The sequence below is a fragment of the Roseibium sp. M-1 genome (assembly GCF_054515675.1).
On the sequence record NZ_CM137257.1, the window covers coordinates 87,153 to 113,113 of the forward strand.

Here is a 25,961-nt window from a genome sequence, read left to right on the forward strand (position 1 = left end):
AAGGCAGAGCGCAAATCGTTTCGCTTATTGCGGCAGCAGGGGCTGAGACGGCGCAAGGCGGCCCTGCGCCGTGACGACGATTTCCACGCGGGAAGGACCGATCGACACGTCCAGCTTGTCGGTAAGTGCCTTCTGGAAGGCGTCTATCTCCTCTGCCTGAACGGGGCGCTGCGGGTCGAGATAGACCACCACCCAGTGCATGCGCCCGGCCTGCAGCACGGCAGAGCGATGGAACCGGAAACCGTTCTCCCGGGCAAGGTCGCGGGCAGTGCGGGCAACCTTGGCATGGGTTCCGCTCGGGGCACTTACACCGGCAAGATCCGCCAGGGTCGTGCGGAAGGAAGAGAGCGGCTGCCAGACGATCGCCAGGATCAATATCAGCACCACGACCGCATCGCCGATGGGCACATAGGGGCCGAGGATCGTGCCTTCCAGGAACGGCAGCGAGAGGAGCGCGGCACCGGAGCCTAGGCTGAGAGCGCCGTCGATCATGGCTGCCCGGGCCTCGGTCTTCAAAATGGCACTGCGTTTTCCGGTCTTGCGGTAGGCGCGGTGAAAATTGACCGCAAGCGCAAGGCAGATGGCAACGATCACCACGACATAGACCGCGATCGGGCCGAAATTGAGTTCCGGTACGCTGCCGCCGGAATAGAAGGTCCAGATCTTGGTTGCCGAGATGACGGCGGCAAAAATCAGCACGCCGATCAGGATAAGACTGCGGAAGGTGACGTAAAGCACCTCGTCGAAGTCATGTCCCCACGGCCGCGAGCGCGTCGCGGGCAGGCCGACACGGGCGCCGACACGCGCTGCAGCGATGGCCGAGACGAAGTTGACGGCCGAATAGAGCCCATCCACGAGCATGGCATCTGAGCGGGAGGCCCAGGCGGCCAGGAGCCCGGCGGCGGCCATGAAGAGATTGGCCCATTTGCCGACCATGAGCGCCTTGCGTTCCACTGCCAGGTTCTCTGCCGCAGATCCGCTCATGAGTTTGCCTAGTTTCCGCGCTTGAGCGAGCCGAGCAGGCCGCGCACGAGTGCACGCCCGAGCGACGAGCCGAGGCTGCGCGCGGCAGACTTCAAGCCGGCTTCCAGCACGCTGTCGCGCTGGCTCTGCCGGTTGCTGCGGCGCTGCCGGCTTTCCTGACGCGGCCGGTCGTCTCGGCCGAAATCGGGCAGCTGGAAACCGGAGCGCGATCGGCGGGGCTCCCCATGCTTGGTTGCGTAGGTATCTTCCTTTTCCCGCCGCCGCTGTTCCTGGCGCTGCGTTTCCTCCGCACGGTTGGCCAGAACCTCATAGGCGGATTCACGGTCGCGCGTGCGGTCATAGGCACCGAAGACGGGGCTTGACTGGATCAGGGCCCGCCGTTCTGCCTGGTCGACCGGACCGAGGCGCGAGCAGGGGGGACGGATCAGCGTGCGCTGGACGATGGAGGGAATGCCCTTGCCTTCCAGCGTCGAGACCAGCGCTTCGCCGACGCCGAGCTCGGTGATGACCCTTTCGGTGTCGAGATCGGGATTGGGCCGGAAGGTTTCGGCGGCGGCGCGCACCGCCTTCTGGTCGCGCGGGGTAAAGGCGCGCAGGGCGTGCTGGATGCGGTTGCCGAGCTGGGCCAGGACCGTTTCCGGCACATCGAGCGGGTTCTGGGTGACGAAATAGACACCGACGCCCTTGGAACGGATCAGGCGGACAACCTGTTCAACCTTCTCGATCAGGGCCTTGGGGGCATCGGTGAAGAGCAGGTGCGCCTCGTCGAAGAAGAAGACCAGCTTGGGTTTCGCCGGATCGCCGACTTCCGGCAGTTCTTCAAAGAGTTCCGACAACAGCCAGAGCAGGAAGACGCCATAGAGCCGGGGGGCGGCCATCAGCTTGTCGGCGGCAAGGATGTTGACGATGCCACGTCCATCCGGGGCGGTGCGGATGAAGTCGCGGATGTCGAGCGCCGGTTCGCCGAAAAAGTTCTCGCCCCCCTGGCGCTCCAGCACCAGGAGCCGCCGCTGAATGGCGCCGACAGACGCCTTGGAAACGTTGCCGTAAATTGTGGAAAGCTCTGAGGCTCGCTCGGCCACATGGGCAAGCATCGCGCGCAGATCCTTCAGGTCGAGGAGGAGAAGGCCCTCGTCGTCGGCCAGTTCGAAGAGAACGTTGAGGACGCCTTCCTGCGTATCGTTGAGTTCCAGAAGGCGGGCGAGCAGCAGCGGCCCGATCTCGGAAATGGTGGTGCGGATCGGGTGTCCCTGTTCGCCGAGCAGGTCCCAGAACACCGCCGGAGAGGCCTCATAGGAATAGTCGGCGGCAATGCCGACCTCTTGTGCCCGCTTTTCCAGGAAATCCTTTGAGACGCCTTCTGCGGCAAGACCGGAAAGGTCGCCCTTGATGTCGGCGCAAAAGACCGGAACGCCGGCATTCGAAAAGCCTTCGGCCAGGATCTGCAGCGAGACCGTCTTGCCCGTGCCCGTCGCGCCGGCAATCAGGCCGTGGCGGTTGGCGAGCTTGAGGGTCAGGGTTTCGTCCCTGGAGCTGGCACCGATGAAAATACTGTCTGAAGCCGTCACGGTTTCCCCCGAATCCTTGCATGCTGGCGCAGCCTAGAGCGTTTCATGGTCGAAATGAAAGTGTCCGTTGCAGCATGGCCGGTCAACTGCCGTTGTGGCATGCGTCAAAGGTGAGCAGGCAGGGAATTGGTCATCGACTGACGCGTTGGTAAACCTTATAGAAGGCCCGGATAGAAGGTTTAGGCGTGCCGGTCACCAGCACGGAACTCAATCGGGAGATTTTCATGGAAGAGCTCATCAGCCGGGTCATGGCGGCGGCACATGTTGACCAGGAGGTTGCCACCAACGCGGTCGGCATCATCCTCGGCTTTCTCAACAAGCAGGGACCTGAGGACAAGATGCAGCTTATTTTTGACGCCTTGCCCGGCACGAAGGAACTGGTGGACGCCCGGGAGGAGGCGGGGTCGGGCCGCGGTCTCTTTGGTGGCCTGGCAAACATGATGGGCGGCACGATGGGCGCGATGGCCGTGCTGAACGAGCTCAGCAACGCCGGGCTCGACATGAAGGGCGTTCAAAGTGTTGCCAAAGAACTCGTCACCTATGCTAAGGAAAAAGCAGGGGACGATGTTGTGAATGAAGTGGTTTCACAGATACCGGGGTTGAGCCAGATCGTATGACTGTCCCAGGGTTCGCCCGCCGGTTGATTAGGGAGTTCAGTGCGCATGTCTTATTCCATCGACGAAATCGAGGGCATTGGCCCGACTTACGCAGCCAAGCTGGGTGAACTCGGCATAAAGACGACCGAAGCCTATCTGGAGCGTGCGAAGGATCCGAAGGGACGCAAGGCGCTGGAAGACGAGACCGGGATCGAAGGCAAGCGTATCCTGAAATGGGCCAACATGGCCGACCTGATGCGCATCAGCGGTGTGGGCGAGGAATATTCCGAACTCCTGGAAGCGGCCGGCGTCGACACGGTGAAGGAACTCAAGCACCGCAACGCGGCCAATCTGGCGGAGAAGATGAAAGAGGTGAACGAGGCAAAGAAACTCGTGCGCCAGGTGCCGAGCGAAAGCCAGGTGACCAAGTGGGTCGACCAGGCCAAGGAATTGCCGCCGATGATGACCTATTGAGGCCGTCAGTTTCCGGCTTTCCGGAATTTGAAAAGGGCGCGTCCGGAAGGCGCGCCTTTTGCTTTTGCGGGCATTCCAGTTCTCCGGAAAACGAACGCAAAAAAAGGCGCGCTGTCGAGCGCGCCCTTGTCAGTCCCTGAACAGGGTGTGTACCGCCTTCAGGTCAGACGCTGATCTGACCGTAGCGGAGCGCTTCGACGACCGTGTGGGTCTTGTTCGAGGCGTTGAGCTTGACGCTGGCATTCTGCAGATGCGCGTGTACGGTCCGCTGGGAAATGTCGAGCACATCGGCGATTTCGCCGGCCGTCTTGCCATAGGCGGTCAGTTCCAGAACCTTGCGCTCACGGGTCGACAGAGCCCCGGGACGCTGGCCGGAAATGACGCCAAGTTCGCGCAGGCGCGAGAAGGCGGCGGCGGCAAGCACTTCCAGATTGGCAAGATCGTATTTGTTGACCTGCAGCGACGGGCCGCTTGCGAACACGAAGGCCTGGAACGGATAGAGTTCCGTTACCGGGACCACGACGATCTGGCTGCCTTCACCTGCGGAAGCAAGAAGGTCGGAATGTTCCATGTCGCCGGCAGAGATCGTCCAAACCCGGGCGCGGTTGGAGCCGAGGCCGAGCATGAGCGCGCTGTCGTTTGCGGACAGCGACGTACTTTCAATGCCGTCGTTGCGTTGATCGGGCCACCGGAATCTTTGCACGAGATTGTCGATCGGACGGTTCGGCATCGGCAGGCCGGTTATGAGGATATGCGTTGCCCCCATGCGCCGAAGATTGGATTCTAGAATGTCGAGGACATGATGGGCGGCGTTGGCTTCCGAGATTGCTCTCAGCTTGCTTTTCAATTCCGTTTGATCAAGCATTGTGCACATCCTTTGCGGCTTGAGGTGCCGCTTTTTGCGCCTGCTCCGACAGACGCCGGACAGCCGCTGATGGGTGAAAAACGTGCCCCGCCTATCCTTGCCGGTATCGGTCGGAACGCGCCTGCCGCGCATTTCTTGATTGGGTAGAATTTCCCATGCGTCAGCATTCTTACGCTACAATACAATTGATGATCGTACCAATAGGGAAAACTAGCAAATTTTGCAAATTACGCCAAAAATTTGGCAGTTGACCACAAAAACTGGCAATTTATGACAAGTTGAAAAGCAGCCGTAGACTTCATGTAAAGACGCGGGCTGGTGCGGTTTGTACGGAACATATTTTTTCGACCGCCTAATTAAGTATTGGCGCAATTCGAGACTTGAAAAAGGGCCCGGCAACGGATTTCGGGCTGGAACAGAACGATTGCTTACCCCTTCTGCTGAGTTGCCAAGTTTCGCGGCCAGGGACTAAAACGGGGTCAAGGAGATCGATACGATGCCGAACAGTTTTGCCGGACCCGACCATTTTTATTCTGCCGATGCGGACGCCTGGTGGACGGCTGTCGACAAGGCGCTGAAAGGCAGCGCGCGCGCGAAGCTTTACGGCAAGACGGAAGACGGTCTGGAAATCGCTCCGATCTATGAACGCCGCAGCGACGGACCGGCGCGGGCGCTAAGGCAGTCCCGGCAGGACTGGTGCATTGTCCAGCGGGTTGACATTCAGGACCCGGCGCGCGCCAACGCGCAGATCCTGGAAGACCTTGAAGGCGGGGCAGGCGGCCTCGACCTGCTGTTTTCCGGTGCACCTGCCGCCTATGGCAATGGTATCCGCATCGACAGCCTCAAGGGGCTGGAAACCCTGCTGCAGGGTGTCGAACTCGATCTCATCGAGCTGCGCTTTGAGGCCGGGCGGGAAAATGTCGAGGTTCTGGCACTGCTGCTGGCGCTCGTCGAAAAGCGCGGTCTCGATCCGGCGACTGTCAGGGTCACGGCCGGTTTCGATCCGCTTGCCTGGATTGCCGCCAACGGCATAGCGCTCAACGACATGGAACATGCCTATCGGCACTATCGCGACATGATCGCCTCGGTGGACGCTTTAGGCAGTCCGGCGCGGCTGATGCGTGGGGACGGCCGCATCTGGCATGAAGCCGGTGCAACCGCTGCGCAGGAGCTCGCCCTCGTTCTTGCCTCTGCCACGGCTTATCTGCGCCTTCTGGAGGGCACAGGGCTGGCGCCGGAAGCCTGGGCTGACAGGATTTCCCTCAGCCTTGTTGCCGAAGCCGACCAATTCACGACGATCGCCAAGGCGCGTGCCATCCGGGTGCTCTGGGCGGCTGTTCTCGATGGTTCAGGAGTGCCGCAGGTGCCGATGCCGCTGCACATGACGACGTCCTTCCGCATGCTCACGCGCCGGGATCCCTGGGTCAATCTCCTGCGCAACACGGTGGCGACGTTCGCGGCGGGCATCGGCGGCGCCGACAGCGTCTGCGTTTTGCCGCACACTCTGGCTGTCGGGCTGCCGGATGGCTTTGCGAGACGGCTGGCGCGCAACACGCAATCGATCCTGCTGGAAGAGAGCAATCTGGGCAAAGTTGTCGACCCCTCAGCCGGATCCGGCGCCATCGAAGACCGTACGGACAAGTTCTGCGAGGCAGCCTGGGCGCTCTTTCAGGAAATCGAGGCGGCGGGTGGCCTGTTCGAAGCTGTTCGCAAAGGCCTTGTGCATGAGCGGATCGGCGCGGCCCGGACCGATCTTGTGAAATCCGTCGCGATCCGCAAGCGGCCGATCACGGGTGTGAGCGAGTTTCCGGACCTTTCCGAAAAGCCGGTCGCCGTGCTGCCAGGCGGGGACGAAGAGCTTGCCGGCCTGCCGTCGCCGCGCCAGGACCTGCCGCAGCCCGGCAACGGGGAACGCTTCACGATGCTGCGCCGGCTTGCGCAGGAAGGCGCTTCCTTGCAGGATCTCGGCATGCGTCTCGACCTGCTGCCGCGGGACTATTCCCTACCGACCCTCGATCTCAAGCGGATCGCCGAACCCTTCGAAGCGCTGAGGGCGCGGGCCGAAGCGCTTGAGACACGGGCGTCCGTGAACCCGGTGGTGTTTCTGGCAAGCCTCGGCAGCCTGGCGCAATTCACCACCAGGGCCACCTGGACGGCCAACGCCTTCGCCGCAGGCGGCCTGAAACCGGTCGGACCGGCGGTTCATGGCAGCCTTGATGCGATGATCGCGGCCTTCCGGGAAAGTGGGGCGGCGCTTGCCTGTCTGGTCTCCTCGGACGATATTTACGAAGCACAGGCGGAAGAAGCAGCCCGTGCCCTGAAGGCGGCAGGCTGCCGATATCTTTATCTTGCCGGGCGGCCGGGTGAGCGCGACGCTGCGTTTGGTGCTGCCGGTGTCGACAGCTATCTTTTTGCGGGCTGCGACTTGCTCGCGCTGCTGGAAGACGCCCAGGACCGGCTGGAGGGAACCGCCGGAACAGAGTTTTCCGATCTGGAGGTCCATTCATGAGCAGGATCCCGAATTTCGCAGACCTGCCGTTGCGCACTCACGTCACGCCCGCCACGTCCGACGGCCTGGAAAACTGGCTGACGCCCGAGGGGATCGACGTGCCGCCGGTCTACGGGTCAGACGACCTCGACAGCCTGAAACATCTCGACACCTGGCCGGGCCTGCCGCCGTTCCTGCGCGGTCCCTATCCGACTATGTACGTGCAGCAGCCCTGGACCGTGCGCCAGTATGCGGGCTTCTCGACGGCTGAAGATTCCAACGCCTTCTACCGGCGCAACCTTGCCGCCGGGCAGAAAGGCCTGTCGGTCGCTTTCGACCTGGCCACTCACCGGGGCTATGACAGCGACCATCCGCGCGTTGCCGGCGATGTCGGCATGGCGGGCGTCGCGATCGATTCCATCTATGACATGCGCACGCTCTTTTCCGGCATTCCGCTGGACAAGATGAGCGTCTCCATGACGATGAACGGCGCTGTGCTGCCGGTTCTGGCGCTCTATATCGTGGCTGCGGAAGAGCAGGGCGTTGCCCAGAAGGACCTGTCGGGCACCATTCAGAACGACATTCTGAAGGAGTTCATGGTCCGCAACACCTACATCTATCCGCCCAAGCATTCCATGAAGATCATCTCGGACATCTTCAGCTACACGTCGGCGCACATGCCGCGCTTCAATTCGATTTCGATTTCCGGCTATCACATGCAGGAAGCCGGGGCGACGGCGGATCTGGAGCTTGCCTATACCATCGCCGACGGTATCGAATATGCCCGTGCCGGCGTTGCCGCCGGCATGGATATCGACCAGTTCGCGCCGCGGCTCTCCTTCTTCTGGGCCATCGGCATGAACTTCTTCATGGAAGTGGCCAAACTCCGGGCTGCACGCCTGATCTGGGCGACGCTGATGGAAGAAAACTTCAAGCCGGAGAACGAAAAGTCACTGTCCCTCAGGACACACTCGCAGACCTCCGGCTGGTCGCTGACGGCCCAGGATGTCTTCAACAACGTCATCCGCACCTGTGTCGAGGCGATGGCGGCAACCCAGGGGCATACCCAGTCGCTGCACACAAATGCACTGGATGAAGCACTGGCCCTACCGACGGATTTCTCCGCCCGCATCGCCCGAAATACCCAGCTGTTCCTGCAGCAGGAGAGCGGCACGACCAAGGTGATCGATCCCTGGGGCGGGTCCTACTACGTCGAGAAGCTGACCGCGGACCTTGCCGAGAAGGCGATGGCCCATATCCGCGAGGTAGAAAGCCTCGGCGGCATGGCCAAGGCCATCGAGAAGGGCATTCCGAAGCTGCGCATCGAGGAGGCAGCCGCCAAGACGCAGGCCCGCATCGACAGCGGGGCGCAGACCGTGGTGGGCGTCAACAAGTACAAACCTGAGAGCGAACAGGCGATCGACGTGCTGAAGGTCGACAATGCCCAGGTGCGCGCGGCTCAGATCGACAAGCTCAACCGCCTGCGCGCCGAGCGCAACGAGGCGGAGACGCAGGCGGCTCTGGAAGCCCTGACCAAATGCGCCGCGTCGGGCGAAGGCAATCTGCTGGATCTTTCCGTCAAGGCCGCGCGGGCAATGGCAACGGTTGGCGAGATTTCGCTGGCGATGGAAAAGGTCTTCGACCGGCACAAGGCCGAGATCAAGTCGATTGCGGGCGTCTACAAGCGGGAGGCCGGGGCCATGTCCGGAACCATAGAAAAGGTCCAGAAGCTTGTCGAAGCCTTCGAGGAAAATGACGGCCGCCGGCCGCGTATTCTGGTCGCCAAGATGGGCCAGGACGGCCATGACCGCGGCCAGAAGGTGATTGCTTCCGCCTTCGCCGATCTCGGCTTCGACGTCGATATCGGGCCGCTGTTCCAGACACCGGAAGAAGCTGCCCGCCAGGCGGTTGAAAACGACGTTCACGTGGTCGGCGTCTCGTCGCTGGCGGCCGGGCACCTGACGCTTGTACCGGCCCTTAAGAAGGCTCTGGCGGACGAGGGCCGGGAAGACATCATGATCGTCGTCGGCGGTGTCGTGCCGCCGCAGGATTATGACGAACTTTACCGGTCCGGGGCGGCTGCCATCTTCCCGCCCGGGACGGTCATCGCGGAGGCCGCCATCGGCCTCATCGGCAAGCTGAACGAGCAATTGGGTTACAGTTCGGCAGCAGCGGCCGAATAGGCCGGGGTCGGTTCCTCGATATCGGGAGCACGGTAGTGAGCGACAGATTGACCGGCGGGTGCCTGTGCGAAGCGGTGCGCTATGTCTGCGATGGACCACCTAAAGTGACGGTCAAATGCTATTGCGCCGACTGCCGCAGGCTCGGCGGCACGGGGCATGCGACCCACACGGTGTTTGCCGATGATGCCTTTTCGCTGACGGGCGCAGTCACCGAATATGTGAAGACCGCAGACAGCGGCCGCACCATCAACCGGCGTTTTTGCCCGGTGTGCGGCAGTGCCATCTTCCACACGCGCGACGGCATGGAAGGCCTTGTCGTGGTGCGGGCCTCGTCCCTTGACGATCCGGAAGCGGTGAAGCCGGAGCGGGCGATTTACGTCTCCCGGGCCGTATCCTGGGATCCAGCCGATAGAAACCTTCAATGCTTTGAAGAAATGACGCCGCAACCACGCTGAACCGCGGTCCAACCGGAGAAGGTTCACATGTCGATCAGGCGGCCGACCGGGACCGGAACTTCCAGATACATGCCGAAGAGATAGGGACCCATGCGCCAGCGGATCTCGCTGAAGGTCCGCGTGAGTTCCCTGTTGTCCTCGACGAGGATGCGTTCGGGGACGGAGAGCTCCGGATCCTGGACCACGATGCCGATGTCGCCGTTTTCCAGATCGTAGAGCGTGCAGTCGCTCAAGTGGGAGCCGTCCAGCTTCAACAGCTTGCCGGAGCGCAGCCGCGTTCTTGTGGCGGGCACCGGCCGGCCTTCAAGGGGGGATTTCGGCTGCGTCATATCTTCCTTCGCCTGCAAGATGATTCATCGGTGAAATTGCCGAGGCAGTTCTAGGCAGCGAAGCTTGTGCAGGACTGTTCCGGAAACGCGGGCTACTCTGCCGGTATGATTTATGGCGTGTGCATTCGAAGGACGTTTGCTTGAAGGAATACCTCCGAACCTGGGCCGCGCGGCTCAAGCGCGACATTGACGCACTGTATCTTGCCGGCCGGGATCCGCGCGTTCCCTGGCACGTCAAGGCACTTGCCATGGCAGTTGCCGCTTATGCCTTGTCGCCGATAGATCTCATTCCCGATTTCATTCCGGTGATCGGATATCTGGATGATCTGCTGCTGGTGCCTCTCGGCATCTTTCTGGTGGTGAAGCTGATCCCGACGGAAATCATGGAAGACTGCCGTCGGCGAGCCGCATTGGACGAAGGGAAGCCTGTCAGCCGGACTGCAGCCGTGGTGATCTTCATTTTGTGGGGGATTGGACTGTTCACCGTCGCCTTCTGGCTGGCGCCTATTGTGACGGTTCAGCCTTCGGAGCCCTTCTCCGGTTCATAGAGCAGAATGTCGCCGGGCTGGCACTCCAGCACCTCGCAGATCTTTTCCAGCGTCTCGAACCGCACGCCCTTCACCTTGCCGGATTTGAGCAGCGACACGTTCTGCTCGGTAATGCCGATCCGTTCCGCAAGCTCCTTGGAGCGCATCTTGCGGCGGGCGAGCATGACATCCAGTTCGATGATGATAGGCATGAGGGACCCCCGGCACAGTCGCTAGATTATTTGTCTGTTTTCTTCTGCGAGCAGAGCGGCTTCACGCAGGGTCCAGCCGAATATCAGCATGAAAGCCCCAAGTATCATAAAGAATATTTCACTGCCATCCAGGGACAGGTTCACCACCCGCTGGGTCTGTGGATAGTCCAAAGTGCCGACCAGAGTTGCGACCGGTTCGCTGACAATGTCGAACACGGCAATGGCAATGAACCACACGCCAAGCGAAAACAGGGTTTCCAGGGTTTTCGGAACGAAGAACTCGGCCGATTGAAAATGTTTGAAGAGCTGACGCAAGCTCAGGATCATGCCCATTTGCAGGACTGCGGTGACGGCAAGAAGCAACGTGAAGGCGACACGCTGGCTCAAAAGCATGCTGGCAATGGTCCTTTCCTTTCCTCCAAACGAGATCGACTCGTCTGCGGCGAACGGTTCCGACCCAGGAACCAGAAAGGCGATGGCGATGTTGGCGATAAGGAGCACATAGATCATGGCGCAGAGGGTCATGGCCCATTTCATGGCCGCGGCGCAGTAATAGATTCTGCGCAGGCGTTTATTGCGAAGAACCGTTCCATCGTCAGACATATTCAAACGTCCCGCTGCGGTGGTCAGATAAATTGCTGGTTTTCGTCTGCAATCAGCGCGGCTTCACGCAGAATCCAGCCGAACAGGAGCATGAGCGCGCCGAGGATCATGAAGGAGAACTCGCCGCCATCGACCGTGATGTCGACTGCCCGTTCTCCAGGCGGAAGGTCATAGGTGGCGATGACAGAAGCGATCGGATCGCTGACGAGGTCGTAGACCGCAAAGACGATGAGCCAGACGCCGAAGGAGATGACATTCGCCAGTGTCCTCGGCGAAAAGAACTCCATCTGCTGAAAGCGCTTGAACACCTGGCGCATGTTCCAGCCCGCCGCCATCAGGAAACTGACGGCGAACGCCAGCAGGATGGCCAGGCCGATGCGCTGAACCTGGGGAACGTCACCCAGCAGACGCTCCGTCGACGCGATCTCGATCGTTTCGTCGGCGCCGATCATCATTTCCTCCGGCAGGGTGATGCCGATGACGATGGTCACGCCCAATCCAAGAGCCACCAGCAGGAGCAGCGAGACGGCCCATTTCATGAACGCCGATACCCGGCGTATCCGCGTCAGCCGCTTTTGCCTGTCTGCTGTTTCCGAAGCGGTCATGCAAGTTCTCCCAAAGGTTCAGATAAACTGCCGGTTTTCTTCGACGATCTGCGAGGCTTCGCGCAGGATCCAGCCGAACAGCAGCATCAGGGCACCGAGGATCATGAAAAAGATCTCTCCGCCGCCGAAGTCCCATTCAATGACGCGCCTGCCTTCTCCCAGATCCAGGGTCGACAGGTAGGCACAGATCGGATCGTTGAACGTGTCGAGGAGGCCGAAGGCAATCAGCCAGATGCCGAACATGCACACCGTCGACGGCGCATTCTGCGAGAAGAAGTCGGTTTTCTGAAAATGCGCAAAGATCTGACGTGCATGCCAGAAGGCCCCCGACAGCAGCAGGAAGGCGATGCCTGTCAGAAGCGCAAGGCCGAGTCTTTGCAGAAGAGGTATGCCGCCAATCGCTCTTTCGGCCGGTCCGAAGTCGACCACGACGTCAACGGCATCCATGGTCCCGGGTATCACCAGCGCCGTCACCAGGAGCAGGCCTGAGAAGAAGATGAAGAGCAGGGCAAGGGAGACAGTCCATTTCAGGAACCCGGCGAGGCGGCGGATTCTCACCAGCCGCTGACCGCGCTCCTGTTTTCCTTCCGGCAATTGTCCCTGCATCGCACGCTCATTCAATTCTGATGAAAGTCGGCCAATGCGCTGACTACTCCGGAGCGCGTCCGGATTCAAGCGAAAACAAAGTGATTGACAAAAAAATTATTGCAGGCATTTTGCAAATTATCGTTTCACAGTAATAAATGAACGTTGTGATGCGACGCAATAGTTGAAACTCAAGTGAGACCTGTGATGGTAAGTTCTTTTGCCAATTATGATTTTTCCGCCCTGCATCGGGCCAGGCACCGCAAGGGCGGCAGGCGCTCTGGCCTGCTGCGGCGCATCCTGCGCAGCCATTGGCTGCTGGAACCTCTTGTCCTGCTTGCCGTGCTCGGGGTTCTTGTGGTCGGTGCGAATGCCGCGGATCTCAATACCTATAATGAGCCGGTTTATGCCCCCGAACCTCAGTCCCTCTGGGCTGGCCCGTATCTCGGTCTCGAGACCGGGATTTCCCAGACGGCAACGCAGGTCAAGTCGGGCGGAAGCAAGGACGACTACTCCAGGGTCGATGCCGCATTCGGCGTCTTCGGCGGCTACAACTGGGAAGTCTCGCGCTTCGTGCTTGGCCTGGAAGGCAGCGCGACCTATCTCGGCAATCTGGAAAAGGGCACGCATCCGTCGCTCGGGACCGTGGAAACCGGTTCAAAGTGGAGCGTTGGCGCGAAGGCAAGGGTCGGTCTTCCGATCAACAATTTCATGCCCTACCTGAGCGTCGGTCTGGCCGCCGCCGATCACACCTTGAAGGCGAAGGGCACGGACAGGAGTTCCGTCTCCGTCAGCCCCGTGCTCGGAGCGGGTCTGGAAGTGGCGGTGACCGAAGCCTGGCACGTCCGCGCCGATTACACGTTGCAGGGACTAGCCAGCGACACGTCGAAATATGGCGGCACGAGCGCGGAACGCACCGCGGCGAACCACCGGCTGATGATCGGCGTCTCCCGGTCATTCTGACCGCGCTTCACAAAAGACTGGTTCCGAAGTCACCGGGCCCGTCTTCCCGGGACCGAAAGCGGCCGCACCATATCCCACCTGGTGCGGCCGCTTTCTGTTCCGTTTAGCCGTAAACCAGGTTCGGCAGCCAGGTGATCAGCTCCGGGAACAGCATGCAGAGGACAAGCCCGACAATCTGCAGGCCCAAAAAAGGCAGGGCGGACTTGAAGATGTCGGTCATCGGGATCTCCGCCGGTGCCACGCCGCGCAGGTAGAAGAGCGCGTAGCCGAAGGGTGGCGACAGAAAGCTCATCTGCATGTTGACGAGGTAGAGCACCCCGAACCACAGCACCAGATCGTCCGGGCTGTCGAGACCGAACGAGGCTGCCCCCAGTGCCTTGATGATCGGCACGAAGATCGGCACACACAGAAGCAGGATACCGACCCAGTCGAGGAACATGCCGAGGATCACCAGCACGATCTGCATGATGATCAGGATGCCCCAGGGACCGAGGCCGGTCGCCTCCAATGCGCCTTGCACGAATTGCTGGCCGCCCTCCAGCACGTAAAGCCCGACGAAGATCGTCGCGCCGAACATAATCCAGATCACCATGGCCGAGGCCTTCAGCGTTGTGAGCGAGGCCTCACGCAGGGTCTGCCAGTCGAGATTGCGATGGATTGCGGCCACGACAATGGCGCCGAAGGTGCCGATGCCGGCGGCCTCCACAGGTGTCGCGACGCCGGTGAAGATCACTCCGAGCACGACTGCGATCAGGGCAATCGGGGCGGACATGTTGGAGAGCAGGCGCATTTTCTCCTTGAAGGAAATCCGCTCCTCGACCGGGATCGGCGGGCCTTTCTTCGGGTCGATCATGCAACTGACGATGACGTAGAGCACGTAGAGGCCGGACAGCAGCAGGCCCGGAATGACCGCGCCGATGAAGAGTTCGCCCACCGACTGTTCGGCGACGACCGCATAGATGATGGCCAGGATCGACGGCGGGATCAGGATGCCGAGCGTGCCGCCGGCCATGATCGACCCCATGGCGATCTTCGGGTCGTAATGTCGTTTCAGCATGGCGGGCAGGGCGATGATGCCCATGGTGACGACGGCGGCGCCGATGACCCCGACCATGGCGGCGAGCACCGTGGAGGCGATGATGGTTGCCGCCGCGAGGCCGCCCTTCACGCCGCCGAGCACCTTGTAGATGACGTCGAACATGTCGTTGATGATGCCGGCCCGTTCCAGCATCGATGCCATAAAGATGAAGAGCGGGATCGCCGACAGCTGGTAGTTCGTCATCAGCGGAAAAATGCGGGAGGGCACGATGTTGAGTGCCCTCTCATCGCCGAGGAGGAACAGGAAGACGCAGGCCAACCCTCCGGTGACGAAGGCAAGCGGCAGGCCCGCCATCAGGAGGATCAGCAGCGAGCCGAACATGATGAGTGTCAGCCACTCAATTCCGATTTCAAGTCCCATGGATCATGCCCTGCCCATCACCGCGCGGATGTCCTGCGCGAATTTCGATATTCCCTGGAGCACCAGCAGCAAGCCGCCGAGCACCATCACCCATTTCATCGGCCACAGAGGCACTTCCCACTCGTTGAAGCTGATTTCGCCCCAGCGGATGTTCGGATCCGTCCATTGGGAAAGGTTCCAGCTCGCGACCACATCGCCAAAGCCGATCTGGCCCCGGGCCCAGTCGGAGATCAGGGAATTTCCGGACGGGACGGCAATGGCATCGAAAGCAAAGATCCAGGAAGTGACGAGTAGCGTGCCGGCGAAGATGAAGAAGAAGACCGAGGTCAGCAGATCGACGACGGCCTTGCGGCGCTTGGACAAAGGTGCGTAGAAGACATCCACCCTGACATGAGCTTCCGTCAGCGTCGCATAGGCACCGGCGATCAGATATTGCATGCCGAACATCAGGTACATGGATTCATGCGCCCAGTTGGTCGGGCTGCCAAACACATACCGGCTCATGACCTCGAAGTAATAGACGAGGACGGCAATGACGGCCCAGTAGCTGACAAATTCACCGCAATAGAGCGAGAGCCGGTCTATCCAGCCGGTCCACCCGGCGGAGACATATTCGGCATCGTCCTTGCGTTCTGCCTCCTCAAGCTCCTTGAGCTTCTTTTCCGTCTCACTGAGTTCCTGTTCAGGCGGCAGATTGGCGTTGGCCCTGGCAACGAGGCGGGGCATCAGGACGGCGTCGACGACAACACCGGCCAGCAGCAGCCAGAAGGCGTATTTTGCCAGATTGCCCCAGAACGCCAGCGTTTCGCGGGCACTTTCAACGGCTGGTCTTGCTTTCACAAGGTCGGCTTCCGCCTCGCTCACCCGTGCCTTGCCTTGCTCGATCCGCTGTTCGGCGCGCTGGACATCCCGTTCCGCACGGCGCTCGGCAAAACTGCCTTCCTCCGCGTCGGTCAGTTTTGCGCGCAGGCCAGGCAGATCCGCTTCTGCCGTTTTCACCCGGTCCGCCTCGCGTTCCAGAGTGCGTTCCGCCTGGCGCACGACGTTGGCCATGTCGGAGACAACCGTCCGGGCCTCCTGGCTTTGCGCATTGGCGTAGAGAATGAAAACGAAGACCGGGATGTAGACCAGGCCGACGAGGCTTTTCAGGTAAAGCCGGTGCAGGCCGAGAATGCCGCCGGTGACCAGGATGAAGTAACCGAGAACAACCGAATAGCGGCGTTCCTTCGGTCTGGGGCGCTTGGCAAGGTGGGCCGCGATCAGCGGAAAGACGATCAGTCCAAGCCAATAGGCCCAGTGCGGCAGGGTGAAATCCAGATGAGGCATGCCTCTCCTTTCCCCGGGACGTCAGGGTCCCGTTGAAGTAAAGGGAACCCGCGCAGGTCGCCGCGCGGGTCCGGTTTCCGGAAAGGTGCCGGTGTCAGAGGTTCAGTTCCAGGCCTTCGATCTGCTCTGCCGTCACGTAGCCGAGCGAGCCGGACATCATGTAGTCGAGCTGGATCTTGAAGACCCGTGCGCTGTCCTTGTCGCGGTTGGCATAGTTGAACCAGATCGGCACGGCGACTTCCGTCATCAGTTCGACATCGTCCTGGCTGAGACGGGTGATTTCGGTGCCGTCGGCCTCGAACTTCGCCCAGGCCTCCTGGTCGGCCTTCTGGATGGCGGCGTGATGGCTGTCGGAATAGACATGGGTCTCCATTTCGACAAACTGCTGCATCTGCGGGCTGAGCGCGTTCCAGGCATCCATGCCGACGGTGATGTCCATCAAGTCGACCGGCTGATACAGCGACATGAAGCCGGGAGGGCCCATGGAGATGTATTTGGTGACCTGGCTGAAGCCGAGGGCGTAGTTCACGGCGGGTCCGACATAGTCGGCAACGTCGATGGTGCCTTTTTCAAGGGCGGGGAAAATTTCCGAGCCCGGCAGAACGGTCGTTTCCGCTCCGATTTCCGTGAAGACTTCGGCGACCATGCCTCCCGGCAGGCGCATCTTGCGGCCGCGGAAATCGTCGATGGAACGGATCGGCACCTTGGAGTGAATGATGTTCGGTCCGTGATGGACGGGACCGACAAACATCATGTTCTGTGCGGCGTAGAGTTCGCGTGCGATTTCCAGACCGCCGAGGGAATAGAAGAACACATCCCATTCATGCGGATTGCGCAGGCCAAGCGGGTAGCTGGTCAGGAAGGTGGCTGCCGGGATGATGCCCTGGGCATATATCGTGAAGGGATTGACGGCATCGAGCACACCGTTCTTCACGGCGTCGAAGAGCTGGAAATCGCCGACGACGTCATTGGCGCCAAAGGGCTGGAAGGCCAGCTCGCCGCCTGTCTTCTCGACGATGGTGCCGCACCAGTCCTTGAAGATCTGCAGACCGGCGCCGCCCGGCCAGGACGTCTGGATCTTCCACGTTGTCGTCTGGGCCTGCGCCGAGGCGATATGCGGGGCGGCAAGCGTTGCCGCACCGGCTGCGCTCACGCCGGCCATCGTCCGCAGGGCCTGCCTGCGCGTCGTAAGATGTTTCATGGTATCCTCCCAAAGGTCCGGGAGAAAATGAGCGACCCCACGGATAGCGTTTATAAAACGCTCCCTATCTTCGCTGCGGTGACAAACCAGCCGTTCGCTTTTTAAGCAGTTGTTTTGTAACGGGTTCGGGATGACCTCGAGGAAGAATATCGCTCTTCTTTTCCTCCCAACCACAAGGAGGATATTACACTTTGAAAAAGCTTCAACCTTTCCGGCCGATCAAAACATCTTTTCCATTTTGGAAAAGATCATTGTGACTGTTTGGAAATTGGAGAAAGCCGGGAGTGCAGAGCTCAGCCTTACTTAGCGGAAGGTTTGGGTTCGATCAAGCCCTTCAGCCGAGGGTCGTCAGTCCGGTAAGGTCGGCCAGAACCGCCTTCGGTGCCAGATCCGGATATTCGTCCGGCATGCCCATCCGGTTCATCCAGACGGTCCGGAAACCGAAGGCAGTTGCGCCTGCGATATCCCAGCGGTTGGAGGACTGGAAGGAGACTTCCTCCGGGTAAATGCGGAAATGGGTGGTGACCATTTCATAGACCTGCGGGTCGGTCTTGTACGTCCGAAGCTCATCGACAGAGAAAATCTCGTCCAGAAGTTCGGTCAGGCCGGAGGCTTTGGCGGCTGCTTCCAGCATGGAGGGCGAGCCGTTTGAGAGGATCGCGATCTTGGCGCCGGTTGCCTTGAGATTGGTGAGGACCTGCGGCACTTCCGGATAGCAGTCGAGTTCCCAATAGGCGCTGAGGAGATCGTTGCGCAGCGACTTGTCGGCGGAGGGAACCAGCGCAAAGGCAGTGTCGAGGCCTTGCTGGGTCAGTTCCCAGAAGTCCAGGTATTTTCCCATCAGCGCGCGCACCCAGGAATATTCAAGCTGCTTTTCGCGCCAGAGCGAGGACAGGCGCTGGGCGTCGGGGCCGAGTTTTGCCGCGTGTTTGCGCACCGCCGCATGTACGTCGAACAAGGTGCCATAAGCATCAAACACAAAGGCGGCATGCGCCATCAGACCATCTCCAGAGACTTTTGAAAGAACCCGCGGAAGAGAACAACCTGCCGGACCCGGCGTCAAGCGCACCGGTCTGCGACATAAGTCGCAACAGATCTTTTCCCGGCATTATTCTGTTGCAGCGTTACCCTGCAGACGGCAACACGACAGATCCATCCGCATCGATGGACCAGAAGGGGTTGTAGGCGATCTCCAGAAGATGGCCTCCGGGGATCTCCACATAGGAGGAGTAGCCGCCCCAGAAAGCTTTCTGGGGTTCCTTCACGGGTCTCGCCCCGGCAGCAAGCGCTTTCAGGAAGCTCTTGTCGACTTCATCCTCCGAATGGCCGTTCCACGCCAGCGTGATCGCGCCAGTAGGGGTTTCCGTAACCGGGTGACCGATTTCCTCGGCAAGCGCAGCCCGGCCGTAGATGGCAAAGACACCACCGGTCACCTGGAAAAACACGACCTCCGGACTTGGAGAAGAATTGACCTGCCAGCCAAGGCCCTCTTCGAAGAAGCGGCGGGTTGCGGCGACATCCTCGACAATAAGCGTCGTCACGGAAATGCGCTGGTCCATCGGTCTCTCCCTGAATTAAGTCATGGAACATGAAGCGAAATTTCGACTGTGTGAGTCAACCGTCTTTCTTTGGAAAAGCAGCGCAACCGGAGTTTTTGAGAGCAGAAAAAAACCGGTCGAAAAATGCGATCTTTCGAGGAAAATCATCCGCAAACAAACGGACTTGGCGAAGAAAGGCGGCAACTTTCCGGTTTTCTGCGGTAAGCTATTGACCAGGCAAGTCGGCCGGTGTTGTGTCTGCCGCAAGACTGCAGCACCGCAGCGGAGCAAAGGGAAGAGACATGAGCGGATGGAGCGACACCTGGACCTGGATCGACGGGACTTGGCATGAAGGCAATCCGCCGATCATGGGGCCGCGCACCCACGCTTCCTGGCTCGGATCGAGCGTGTTCGACGGCGCCCGTTATTTCGAAGGCGTGTTGCCGGATATCGATCTGCACTGCAAACGGGTGAACGACAGCGCCGTGGCGCTTGGGTTGAAGCCGACCATGCAGGTGGGGGAAATGGCCGAGCTTACCCGCGAGGGCTGTGCCAAGTTCCGCAGCGATCAGCAGATCTACGTCAAGCCGATGTACTGGGTGGAAGGAGATGGCCCCGGCGTGATCGTCGGCGATCCGGAAAGCACCCGCTTCTGTCTTTGCCTCTTCGACGCGCCCATGGCGCCGAAGGACGCTGCCATGAGCATTACTTTATCGCCGTTCCGCCGCCCGACCATGGAATGCATGCCGGTCAACGCCAAGGCCGGTTGCCTTTATCCCAACAACGCGCGGGCGATGCTGGAAGCCAAGGGACGGGGCTTCGACAACGCGGTCGTGCGCGACATGCTGGGCAATGTCGCCGAGCTTACCTCGGCCAATGTCTTCATGGCCAAGGACGGCAAGGTGCACACGCCCGCCCCGAACGGTACGTTCCTCAACGGCATCACCCGTCAGCGTGTGATCCAGTTGCTGCGGGCGAGTGGTTACGACGTTTTTGAGCGCACGATGGACTATGGCGAGTTTCTGGAAGCCGATGAGATCTTCTCGACGGGCAATTACAATAAGGTAACACCGGTCAAGCGCATCGAGGACCGGGATCTGCAGCCGGGCCCGATCGCGGCACGAGCCCGCGAACTTTACTGGGAATTCTCGCACGCATAACGATCCGTGCAGGAGACGGTCTGTCAGCGGGCCGCCAGGGCCGCGGCGACCAGCAGGACGGCGGCTGCTGCAAGCGACGGCGCGCTGAAGGAACCGGTCAGATGAAAGAGCTGACCGGCAAACCAGGGGCCGGCCACCTGACCGACGCCGAAGCTTGCCGTGAGAACCGCAAACATGCGCCGGATCGCCGCCGGGCCGTCCGGGCTTGCTTCCCGGCGGGCTTCCGCGAGGCCAAGGGCCGTGATCCCCATGAAGGTCGCTCCCAGAAGGGCCGCCCCCAGCAAGAATAGAATCGGCGCGGTGCTGACGACCGTGAGTGCGACGCCTGCCGATTCCAGCACACAGGCAAGCGCAAAGGCCTTGCGGGCGCCGATCAGTGCGGCAATTCTGTTCCAGACATAGATTGACGGGGCGGCGCAGAGGCCGACCGCGAGCCAGACAAAGGGTTCGGTCGGCTGCAGGGCAGGGACCGTCCGGGCGATCGTGTTGACGAAAGTCGCGGTGATCACATAGCCGAAGCCGAAGAGCCCGTAGGCCAGGATCAGCCGGATCCTGGCCGCGGAAGAAAAGGGCGACGCCGTGGACGCAGCGGATGTTGCGGCTGCTTGAGTGACCGACGCCTTGGGTTCCGCCGGCACAAGGAAAGCCGCCAGGACCAGGAACACCAGTGTGCTCGCGCCGCTTGCCAGCCACAACAGACGCCAGTCCGCGCCAAGGCTTGCACAGGCGGCCACCAGGAGCGCCGAAAAGGCGATGCCGCAGCCGACACCTGCAAAGAGCAGTGCGGAGAGCTGGCCACGTCCGGCCGCTGCCAACCGGTCGAGGATGAGGCTGGTCGAAAAAACCAGCACGAAGGCACTGGCGATGCCACTGACAAACCGAAGCAGCAGAAAGACCGGCACGGACCCGGTCAGCGCCATTGCGGCGCTGGTAAGCGCGCTGACGAAAAGCCCTCCGAGAAACCAGACCCTGGGACTGCCGGGCAGGGTGCGCGAGGCCCCGGCGAGGGCGCCCACGAGGTAGCCGAGAAAATTGGCGGAGGCGATCAGTCCGGCGTCATCCGCGGGCAGCTGCAGTCCCTCGACCATGAAGGGCAGGATCGGCGTATAGACGAAACGGCCGATCCCCATTGCGGCTGCGAGGGCGAATAGGCCTCCAAAGGCGATGGCGGCCGGCGAACGATCGGATCGGTTCATGAGGAAGTCACAGTGGCTTTCGGGCAATGACCTGGGGCAGATGGCCTGGCCGCCGGGAGCAGGGACTCAAGGTTGCCAGAAGCACAATCTGTCACGGTTGCGGCGCCGAGTCATTTCAGCCTATCAGCCAGGAACGCCTCCACCCGCCGAAGCCGTCATCGCCTGTCAGAAAATTGCCTGTGCTGCGATCATCAGGATGCCGGCTCCGATGATATAGCCGCCGTCGATGGCGAGCGCTGCGCCGTTCTTGCCGCTGAAACCGCCTCCGGAGACGGTTAGGCACGCGGCCGCCAAAATCGCCAGAACGGCGGTGAAGAGAGCGTCGGTTGTCGCGGTGACGCCGACCACCGTCGACAGGCACAGGAGACCTGCGATCTGAAGCACCATCGCAACAACAGGTGGCCGGGTGCCGGGCGACAGCTCAAGGCGTGAGCCGGCGGCCCAGGGCTTGAAGAACAGGACCGGCGAATACCAGAGCCAGCCAAACAGGAATGCGGCTGCCGCGCCGGTGATCACGGCGATCCAATTGACTGTTGCAAATTCCATGGCCTTTCCCCCTTTGACCCCGAAGGATGAATTGGCTGCCTGGCCGGCAGCGGCTGGTCAGCGCGAATTGAACCAGCAAATGGGACATAACAAAGTGCGGCAAAATAGTCAACCAAATGGTTGAGTTTATGCTGCTGAATTGCTGCCGGTAACGCACAGGAGCCAAGGGCATGAGAGCGGCAAGGTGCCCGACAGGCAAAAGCCCCGCGACGGGATCGTCACAGGGCTTTTTGCAGCGAAAGGACGCTGATCAGTTCGTGTTGCGAACCGGCTGTACGGTGGGGGCAACGATGCGGACATTGTCGCGCTTGGCTTTGCGCAAAGCGGATGCGCGCATGGACTGGACCTTGAGGCCCGGGATCTGGGTCATGCTGGCTTTGTGGATGCCGTCGCAGTGATCCATGCTCTCGCCATAGCAGCTGTTCGGATAACCGCTGGTCTTGTCATTGCACCAGGAGATCCAGTTGTTGTAGCACTCACCAAGATTACTGCCGTTGCTCGGGCCGGCCTGAGAGGCCATCGTGGTCGAAAGAAGAATACCGCACGAGACAAGAGCGGCAATAGCATAAGTATTATTGAGTTTCAAAACTATCTCCTATTCAATATAAAGCCGATTTTGGCTTCTGTGTTAAATTTAGTCGTATTCATGGGAAATGCTCGTGCTGGAAATCACAAATTTCGACTTTTGAAAACTATTGATCAAATTTCTGTGAGGCAGGACCTGCGAAGGTCCTGGAAACGTTGATACTGTGTCGGGCTTCGGATGGAGGCAGGGCGCCTTAAAATAAAAAGAAAAAATTTCTTTATTTTGAGGTTCCGTGCTTGCCGTCGCGGCCCGGCAATCCTATTTTGCGCCTCGACGCGGTTTCGCGGGCAGCCGGTCCGGACCGCCGGTCACCGACCATTTCAAGGAGTTTGTCATGTCGTTCGAATTGCCTGACCTGCCGTATGCATATGATGCGCTGGCACCTTACATGTCCGCCGAGACCCTCGAGTTTCACCATGACAAGCATCACCAGGCTTATGTCTCCAAGGGCAACGAGCTGCTCGCCGGCAGCGGCCTTGAAGGCAAGTCGCTGGAAGAGATCGTGAAGGAAAGCTACGGCAAGAACGCGCCGCTCTTCAACAATGCCGGCCAGCACTACAACCATATCCATTTCTGGAAGTGGATGAAGAAGGACGGCGGCGGTTCCTCCCTGCCGGGCGCTCTCGCCTCCGCAATCAGCAGCGATCTTGGCGGCTTCGACAAATTCCGCGCCGATTTCATCGCCGCCGGTGTCGGCCAGTTCGGTTCGGGCTGGGCCTGGGTTGCGGTCAAGGACGGCAAGCTGGAAATCATGAAGACCCCGAACGGCGAGAATCCGCTCGTGCACGGCGCAACTCCCATCCTCGGCTGCGACGTCTGGGAACATTCCTATTACATCGACTACCGCAACGCGCGTCCGAAGTATCTGGAAGCCTTCATCGACAACATGATCAACTGGGACTATGTCCTGGAGCTTTACGAAGCTGCCACGAAGTAAGGCCTGTCCCGGCTTCATTGGAAAACCCCGGCTCTCCAAAGCCGGGGTTTTTTGTTGTTTGTTTCCTCTCGGTTGACGGTGTGTTCACGAACGCGCGACGACCTCACAGGAGCGTGATTTTATTACCGAGCGGTATTTGGGCTGTACTCGTCAGGGTGCAATGGCACCGAGAAGCTCGTTGAAGGAGAGGGAGAGAATAATGCGCATGATCCGGAAAGCTGTCGTATTTGGGCTGACCGCCTCACTCGGTCTGGCAGGAGCAGCCGCGCTGGCCGCGGACGATCCGATTGCAACCCGCCAGGCTCTCATGGCAGCAACCGGCGCGGCAGCCGGACTCAGCGGCGGCATGATGAAAGGCGAAATCGCGTATTCGCCTGTGGCGGGCAAGGCGGCCATCGCCAGCCTGCGTGCGGTTTCCCTGTCCTATGGAGATTATTTTCCCGCCGGGTCCGACCAGGGCGAAACGGGCGCTGCCGCAAAGATCTGGGAAGATCCGGACGGCTTTGCCGCAGAACTGGCGAAGTTCTCGGACGCGACCGCAGCAGCCTCGCAGGCTTCCGGCAAGGACGGTCCGGCCGATGTGGACGCCTTCAAGGCAGCCGTGGGTCCGGTCCTGGGCACTTGTAAATCCTGCCACGAGACTTACCGTAAGAAGAACTGACCGGTTCCAATCAGACGTTCCGGCAGGTGCCTTCCGCGGAGTGTCCTCATGAAAAAGGTCATTGTCATCCTGATTTTACTGGCCGCTGCGGCGGCCGGTGCGGGCTGGATTGTTTCTTCGCCGACAAGGATAAGCGAGGCGGATGCGGCGGCCTTGAAACCGGGCGACCCGGCGCGCGGCGAACTCGTCTTCTGGGCCGGCGGCTGCAGCTCCTGCCACGCCGCAAAGGGCGCTTCGGGCGACGACAAGCTGAGGCTTGGCGGAGGGCTCCGGCTGGAGACGCCCTTCGGCACGTTCGTTGCGCCGAATATCTCCCAAAGCACGCAGGACGGCATCGGTTCCTGGTCGCTTGCCGACCTTGCCAATGCGATGACCCACGGCACCTCGCCGGATGGCCGCAACTACTATCCCTCCTTTCCCTACACTTCCTATGCCCGCATGACGGGGGAAGATCTCGGCGACCTCTTTGCCTTTCTGAAGACGGTGCCAGCGGTCGAGGGGAAAGCTCCCCCGCATGAACTCGGCTTTCCCTTCAACATCCGACGCGGTCTTGGCCTATGGAAACGGCTGTTCCTCGATCCGGCTCCCGTCATTGCGGCCCCTGACGGCGGGACGGACATCGATCCTGCTGTCTGGCAGCGCGGCCGGTACTTGGTCGAAGGGCCCGGACATTGCGGCGAATGCCACACCGCACGTGACCTTGCAGGCGGGCTTGTCCTTGCGGAGTGGCTTGGTGGCGCGCCCTCGCCGACAGGTGACGGCAGTATTCCGAACATCACGCCGGGCGGCCGCGAGATCTCCGGTTGGAGCGCCACGGATATTGCCTACTATCTGGAAAGCGGCTTCACCCCCGACTATGATTCCGTTGGTGGGGAGATGGTGCCCGTCCAGGAGAACATGGCCAGGCTTCCGGCTATCGACCGGGAAGCGATCGCCGTGTATCTGAAGGCCGTTCCCGCGGTCGCCTCCGCCCGCGAGTAACCTTCGTCATCTTTCCCCCTGCATTCCCAAAAGAAAGCCGTCATGGATTCCGCCGAAACCTTTACCGTTGCCGCCGTTGAAACAGAAGCCGGCCTTGAACCCGTCCGGACGCTCTTTCGTGCCTATGTCGACTGGCTCGGCATCGATCTTTCCTATCAGGGTTTCGAAGAGGAGCTTGCCGGACTGCCGGGAAAATACGCAGCGCCGAAAGGGGGGCTTTTTCTGGCCTGTGATCCGGACGGCACGGTTCTTGGGTGTGTAGGATTGAGGCCATTCGGCAAGGACGGGTCATGCGAAATGAAGCGGCTCTATGTCCTGCCTGAGGGGCGCGGCCGGGGTGTTGGCGCTGCCCTTGTCGCGCGCGTCGTGGAAACTGCCCGGCAGGCGGGCTACCGGGACATGCTGCTCGACACGCTGCCCACGATGACCGGGGCCATCAAGCTCTACCAGGCAGCAGGATTTGAGAAGATTTCGGCCTATTACGATACGCCGATCGCCGAGACGGTGTTTTTCCGCAAGGATCTGCAAAGTTGAATTTTGGGGTGCTGTCAAACAAAACCACCTGCGTACAGGTGGCCAAGGATGTTTTTTTGTTATTGGGTCGCATTGCCCGTGCACAGTTATCTGATCTTATGAAAATCGGGACTGTTGCGATTGTAGAGCGGTGGTAGTGCTCTTCAACTAAGGGATAATACGTAATTCCTGGTACGTGCGCAAGCCTTGCCTGCCCTTGCGGCAGCTTATGCGTGTATAAGTTTCTTCAAGATATCGCTGGGTGGCGGCAAAATTCCGTTCTGGCATTTGCAGAGCGAAGCTTTGCCGCCGCTAGAGCAAATCGCGAAAAAGTGGATTCCGGTTTTTCGCAAAAAGACGTGCGTCAAAAAGAGATAAAGCGGGTCGCGTGAATTCAAATGAACGCGACACGCTTCAGAT

29 protein-coding genes are annotated in these 25,961 nt (G+C 60.5%); 13 read left to right on the forward strand and 16 right to left on the reverse strand.

Annotation, left to right across the window (positions count from 1 at the left end):
- Positions 1–24 precede the first annotated feature (24 nt).
- Complete coding sequence (locus tag ACX3M4_RS00405) at positions 25–984, reverse strand: cation transporter (protein ID WP_459356632.1); 960 nt, start codon at positions 982–984, stop codon at positions 25–27.
- An 8-nt stretch (positions 985–992) separates the two neighbouring features.
- Positions 993–2,552 (reverse strand): helicase HerA-like domain-containing protein, encoded by a 1,560-nt coding sequence (locus ACX3M4_RS00410; protein ID WP_459356633.1) that lies wholly within the window; start codon positions 2,550–2,552, stop codon positions 993–995.
- A 224-nt stretch (positions 2,553–2,776) separates the two neighbouring features.
- On the opposite strand from ACX3M4_RS00410, the gene ACX3M4_RS00415 reads away from it, so the two are divergent.
- Both ACX3M4_RS00415 and ACX3M4_RS00420 read left to right on the forward strand, forming a co-directional pair.
- Entirely contained in the window at positions 2,777–3,169 is a 393-nt protein-coding gene (locus ACX3M4_RS00415) for a DUF2267 domain-containing protein (RefSeq protein ID WP_459356634.1), read from the forward strand.
- Between the two features lie 45 nt (positions 3,170–3,214).
- Complete coding sequence (locus tag ACX3M4_RS00420; protein ID WP_459356635.1) at positions 3,215–3,622, forward strand: DUF4332 domain-containing protein; 408 nt, start codon at positions 3,215–3,217, stop codon at positions 3,620–3,622.
- A 163-nt stretch (positions 3,623–3,785) separates the two neighbouring features.
- Here ACX3M4_RS00420 and ACX3M4_RS00425 read toward each other — a convergent pair whose 3' ends face one another.
- Positions 3,786–4,487 carry a LuxR C-terminal-related transcriptional regulator gene (locus ACX3M4_RS00425; protein ID WP_459356636.1) on the reverse strand — a complete coding sequence of 234 codons (702 nt, stop codon included), beginning with the start codon at positions 4,485–4,487 and terminating at the stop codon, positions 3,786–3,788.
- Between the two features lie 496 nt (positions 4,488–4,983).
- On the opposite strand from ACX3M4_RS00425, the gene ACX3M4_RS00430 reads away from it, so the two are divergent.
- Genes ACX3M4_RS00430 through ACX3M4_RS00440 form a run of 3 tightly spaced genes read left to right on the forward strand, consistent with a single transcriptional unit; the run spans position 4,984 to position 9,613 of the window.
- A complete protein-coding gene (locus ACX3M4_RS00430; RefSeq protein WP_459356637.1) occupies positions 4,984–6,996 on the forward strand; it encodes a methylmalonyl-CoA mutase family protein in 2,013 nt (670 codons plus the stop codon).
- A complete protein-coding gene (gene scpA / locus ACX3M4_RS00435) occupies positions 6,993–9,158 on the forward strand; it encodes a methylmalonyl-CoA mutase (RefSeq protein ID WP_459356638.1) in 2,166 nt (721 codons plus the stop codon). Before ACX3M4_RS00430 ends, scpA begins: the two co-directional genes overlap by 4 nt.
- Before the next feature lie 35 nt (positions 9,159–9,193).
- Positions 9,194–9,613 carry a GFA family protein gene (locus tag ACX3M4_RS00440; RefSeq protein WP_459356639.1) on the forward strand — a complete coding sequence of 140 codons (420 nt, stop codon included), beginning with the start codon at positions 9,194–9,196 and terminating at the stop codon, positions 9,611–9,613.
- Positions 9,614–9,636: 23 nt separating this feature from the next.
- On the opposite strand, the gene ACX3M4_RS00445 is transcribed toward ACX3M4_RS00440, so the two are convergent.
- A complete protein-coding gene (locus ACX3M4_RS00445; RefSeq protein ID WP_459356640.1) occupies positions 9,637–9,942 on the reverse strand; it encodes a hypothetical protein in 306 nt (101 codons plus the stop codon).
- A gap of 140 nt (positions 9,943–10,082) precedes the next feature.
- On the opposite strand from ACX3M4_RS00445, the gene ACX3M4_RS00450 reads away from it, so the two are divergent.
- Positions 10,083–10,490: a YkvA family protein gene (locus ACX3M4_RS00450; RefSeq protein ID WP_459356641.1), complete on the forward strand. Its 408-nt coding sequence runs from the start codon at positions 10,083–10,085 to the stop codon at positions 10,488–10,490.
- Here the strand turns inward: ACX3M4_RS00450 and ACX3M4_RS00455 are convergent.
- Genes ACX3M4_RS00455 through ACX3M4_RS00470 form a run of 4 tightly spaced genes read right to left on the reverse strand, consistent with a single transcriptional unit; the run spans position 10,460 to position 12,495 of the window.
- On the reverse strand, positions 10,460–10,681 hold the full coding sequence (locus tag ACX3M4_RS00455) for a helix-turn-helix domain-containing protein (RefSeq protein ID WP_459356642.1): 222 nt from the start codon (positions 10,679–10,681) through the stop codon (positions 10,460–10,462). The genes ACX3M4_RS00450 and ACX3M4_RS00455 overlap by 31 nt on opposite strands.
- 21 nt (positions 10,682–10,702) lie before the next feature.
- Positions 10,703–11,284, reverse strand: a complete 582-nt coding sequence (locus ACX3M4_RS00460; RefSeq protein ID WP_459356643.1) for a DUF2975 domain-containing protein — start codon at positions 11,282–11,284, stop codon at positions 10,703–10,705.
- A gap of 23 nt (positions 11,285–11,307) precedes the next feature.
- Positions 11,308–11,889: a DUF2975 domain-containing protein gene (locus tag ACX3M4_RS00465; protein WP_459356644.1), complete on the reverse strand. Its 582-nt coding sequence runs from the start codon at positions 11,887–11,889 to the stop codon at positions 11,308–11,310.
- An 18-nt stretch (positions 11,890–11,907) separates the two neighbouring features.
- Entirely contained in the window at positions 11,908–12,495 is a 588-nt protein-coding gene (locus ACX3M4_RS00470; RefSeq protein WP_459356645.1) for a DUF2975 domain-containing protein, read from the reverse strand.
- A 186-nt stretch (positions 12,496–12,681) separates the two neighbouring features.
- On the opposite strand from ACX3M4_RS00470, the gene ACX3M4_RS00475 reads away from it, so the two are divergent.
- A complete protein-coding gene (locus ACX3M4_RS00475; protein ID WP_459356646.1) occupies positions 12,682–13,437 on the forward strand; it encodes an outer membrane protein in 756 nt (251 codons plus the stop codon).
- 103 nt (positions 13,438–13,540) lie between these two features.
- Here the strand turns inward: ACX3M4_RS00475 and ACX3M4_RS00480 are convergent, their stop codons facing one another.
- The 5 genes from ACX3M4_RS00480 to ACX3M4_RS00500 all read right to left on the reverse strand — a co-directional run bounded on the left by ACX3M4_RS00480 (position 13,541) and on the right by ACX3M4_RS00500 (position 18,982).
- Complete coding sequence (locus tag ACX3M4_RS00480) at positions 13,541–14,896, reverse strand: TRAP transporter large permease (protein WP_459356647.1); 1,356 nt, start codon at positions 14,894–14,896, stop codon at positions 13,541–13,543.
- 3 nt (positions 14,897–14,899) lie between these two features.
- Positions 14,900–16,222 carry a TRAP transporter small permease subunit gene (locus tag ACX3M4_RS00485; protein WP_459356648.1) on the reverse strand — a complete coding sequence of 441 codons (1,323 nt, stop codon included), beginning with the start codon at positions 16,220–16,222 and terminating at the stop codon, positions 14,900–14,902.
- Positions 16,223–16,316: 94 nt separating this feature from the next.
- Positions 16,317–17,423 carry a TRAP transporter substrate-binding protein DctP gene (dctP, locus tag ACX3M4_RS00490; RefSeq protein WP_459356649.1) on the reverse strand — a complete coding sequence of 369 codons (1,107 nt, stop codon included), beginning with the start codon at positions 17,421–17,423 and terminating at the stop codon, positions 16,317–16,319.
- 334 nt (positions 17,424–17,757) lie between these two features.
- Positions 17,758–18,420, reverse strand: coding sequence for a haloacid dehalogenase type II (locus tag ACX3M4_RS00495; protein WP_459356650.1), 663 nt, complete (start codon positions 18,418–18,420; stop codon positions 17,758–17,760).
- A 127-nt stretch (positions 18,421–18,547) separates the two neighbouring features.
- Positions 18,548–18,982, reverse strand: a complete 435-nt coding sequence (locus ACX3M4_RS00500; protein WP_459356651.1) for a VOC family protein — start codon at positions 18,980–18,982, stop codon at positions 18,548–18,550.
- A gap of 281 nt (positions 18,983–19,263) precedes the next feature.
- Between ACX3M4_RS00500 and ACX3M4_RS00505 the strand changes: the two genes are divergently transcribed.
- Positions 19,264–20,121 (forward strand): branched-chain amino acid aminotransferase, encoded by an 858-nt coding sequence (locus tag ACX3M4_RS00505; RefSeq protein ID WP_459356652.1) that lies wholly within the window; start codon positions 19,264–19,266, stop codon positions 20,119–20,121.
- Between the two features lie 23 nt (positions 20,122–20,144).
- Here ACX3M4_RS00505 and ACX3M4_RS00510 read toward each other — a convergent pair whose 3' ends face one another.
- The 3 genes from ACX3M4_RS00510 to ACX3M4_RS00520 all read right to left on the reverse strand — a co-directional run bounded on the left by ACX3M4_RS00510 (position 20,145) and on the right by ACX3M4_RS00520 (position 22,449).
- Positions 20,145–21,317 (reverse strand): YbfB/YjiJ family MFS transporter, encoded by a 1,173-nt coding sequence (locus tag ACX3M4_RS00510; protein WP_459356653.1) that lies wholly within the window; start codon positions 21,315–21,317, stop codon positions 20,145–20,147.
- A gap of 165 nt (positions 21,318–21,482) precedes the next feature.
- Complete coding sequence (locus tag ACX3M4_RS00515; RefSeq protein ID WP_459356654.1) at positions 21,483–21,863, reverse strand: DUF1761 domain-containing protein; 381 nt, start codon at positions 21,861–21,863, stop codon at positions 21,483–21,485.
- Between the two features lie 250 nt (positions 21,864–22,113).
- A complete protein-coding gene (locus tag ACX3M4_RS00520; protein WP_459356655.1) occupies positions 22,114–22,449 on the reverse strand; it encodes a hypothetical protein in 336 nt (111 codons plus the stop codon).
- A gap of 334 nt (positions 22,450–22,783) precedes the next feature.
- Between ACX3M4_RS00520 and ACX3M4_RS00525 the strand changes: the two genes are divergently transcribed.
- The 5 genes from ACX3M4_RS00525 (at position 22,784) to ACX3M4_RS00545 (ending at position 25,933) form a co-directional block, all read left to right on the forward strand.
- Entirely contained in the window at positions 22,784–23,386 is a 603-nt protein-coding gene (locus ACX3M4_RS00525) for a superoxide dismutase (RefSeq protein ID WP_459356656.1), read from the forward strand.
- A gap of 205 nt (positions 23,387–23,591) precedes the next feature.
- The gene (locus tag ACX3M4_RS00530) at positions 23,592–24,047 is read left to right on the forward strand and encodes a c-type cytochrome (protein ID WP_459356657.1); all 456 of its coding nucleotides are present in this window, start codon (positions 23,592–23,594) and stop codon (positions 24,045–24,047) included.
- A gap of 48 nt (positions 24,048–24,095) precedes the next feature.
- Complete coding sequence (locus tag ACX3M4_RS00535) at positions 24,096–25,028, forward strand: c-type cytochrome (protein WP_459356658.1); 933 nt, start codon at positions 24,096–24,098, stop codon at positions 25,026–25,028.
- A gap of 42 nt (positions 25,029–25,070) precedes the next feature.
- Entirely contained in the window at positions 25,071–25,562 is a 492-nt protein-coding gene (locus ACX3M4_RS00540; RefSeq protein ID WP_459356659.1) for a GNAT family N-acetyltransferase, read from the forward strand.
- 212 nt (positions 25,563–25,774) lie between these two features.
- Complete coding sequence (locus ACX3M4_RS00545) at positions 25,775–25,933, forward strand: hypothetical protein (RefSeq protein ID WP_459356660.1); 159 nt, start codon at positions 25,775–25,777, stop codon at positions 25,931–25,933.
- The last annotated feature ends 28 nt before the right edge of the window (positions 25,934–25,961 follow it).

Coding starts and splice junctions, on each gene's coding strand:
- ACX3M4_RS00405 (WP_459356632.1), bottom strand. CDS start 984: ATGAGCGGATCTGCGGCAGAGAACCTGGCAGTGGAACGCAAGGCGCTC.
- ACX3M4_RS00415 (WP_459356634.1), top strand. CDS start 2,777: ATGGAAGAGCTCATCAGCCGGGTCATGGCGGCGGCACATGTTGACCAG.
- ACX3M4_RS00420 (WP_459356635.1), top strand. CDS start 3,215: ATGTCTTATTCCATCGACGAAATCGAGGGCATTGGCCCGACTTACGCA.
- ACX3M4_RS00425 (WP_459356636.1), bottom strand. CDS start 4,487: ATGCTTGATCAAACGGAATTGAAAAGCAAGCTGAGAGCAATCTCGGAA.
- ACX3M4_RS00430 (WP_459356637.1), top strand. CDS start 4,984: ATGCCGAACAGTTTTGCCGGACCCGACCATTTTTATTCTGCCGATGCG.
- scpA (WP_459356638.1), top strand. CDS start 6,993: ATGAGCAGGATCCCGAATTTCGCAGACCTGCCGTTGCGCACTCACGTC.
- ACX3M4_RS00445 (WP_459356640.1), bottom strand. CDS start 9,942: ATGACGCAGCCGAAATCCCCCCTTGAAGGCCGGCCGGTGCCCGCCACA.
- ACX3M4_RS00455 (WP_459356642.1), bottom strand. CDS start 10,681: ATGCCTATCATCATCGAACTGGATGTCATGCTCGCCCGCCGCAAGATG.
- ACX3M4_RS00460 (WP_459356643.1), bottom strand. CDS start 11,284: ATGTCTGACGATGGAACGGTTCTTCGCAATAAACGCCTGCGCAGAATC.
- ACX3M4_RS00465 (WP_459356644.1), bottom strand. CDS start 11,889: ATGACCGCTTCGGAAACAGCAGACAGGCAAAAGCGGCTGACGCGGATA.
- ACX3M4_RS00470 (WP_459356645.1), bottom strand. CDS start 12,495: ATGCAGGGACAATTGCCGGAAGGAAAACAGGAGCGCGGTCAGCGGCTG.
- ACX3M4_RS00475 (WP_459356646.1), top strand. CDS start 12,682: ATGGTAAGTTCTTTTGCCAATTATGATTTTTCCGCCCTGCATCGGGCC.
- ACX3M4_RS00480 (WP_459356647.1), bottom strand. CDS start 14,896: ATGGGACTTGAAATCGGAATTGAGTGGCTGACACTCATCATGTTCGGC.
- ACX3M4_RS00485 (WP_459356648.1), bottom strand. CDS start 16,222: ATGCCTCATCTGGATTTCACCCTGCCGCACTGGGCCTATTGGCTTGGA.
- dctP (WP_459356649.1), bottom strand. CDS start 17,423: ATGAAACATCTTACGACGCGCAGGCAGGCCCTGCGGACGATGGCCGGC.
- ACX3M4_RS00495 (WP_459356650.1), bottom strand. CDS start 18,420: ATGGCGCATGCCGCCTTTGTGTTTGATGCTTATGGCACCTTGTTCGAC.
- ACX3M4_RS00500 (WP_459356651.1), bottom strand. CDS start 18,982: ATGGACCAGCGCATTTCCGTGACGACGCTTATTGTCGAGGATGTCGCC.
- ACX3M4_RS00505 (WP_459356652.1), top strand. CDS start 19,264: ATGAGCGGATGGAGCGACACCTGGACCTGGATCGACGGGACTTGGCAT.
- ACX3M4_RS00510 (WP_459356653.1), bottom strand. CDS start 21,317: ATGAACCGATCCGATCGTTCGCCGGCCGCCATCGCCTTTGGAGGCCTA.
- ACX3M4_RS00515 (WP_459356654.1), bottom strand. CDS start 21,863: ATGGAATTTGCAACAGTCAATTGGATCGCCGTGATCACCGGCGCGGCA.
- ACX3M4_RS00525 (WP_459356656.1), top strand. CDS start 22,784: ATGTCGTTCGAATTGCCTGACCTGCCGTATGCATATGATGCGCTGGCA.
- ACX3M4_RS00530 (WP_459356657.1), top strand. CDS start 23,592: ATGATCCGGAAAGCTGTCGTATTTGGGCTGACCGCCTCACTCGGTCTG.
- ACX3M4_RS00535 (WP_459356658.1), top strand. CDS start 24,096: ATGAAAAAGGTCATTGTCATCCTGATTTTACTGGCCGCTGCGGCGGCC.
- ACX3M4_RS00540 (WP_459356659.1), top strand. CDS start 25,071: ATGGATTCCGCCGAAACCTTTACCGTTGCCGCCGTTGAAACAGAAGCC.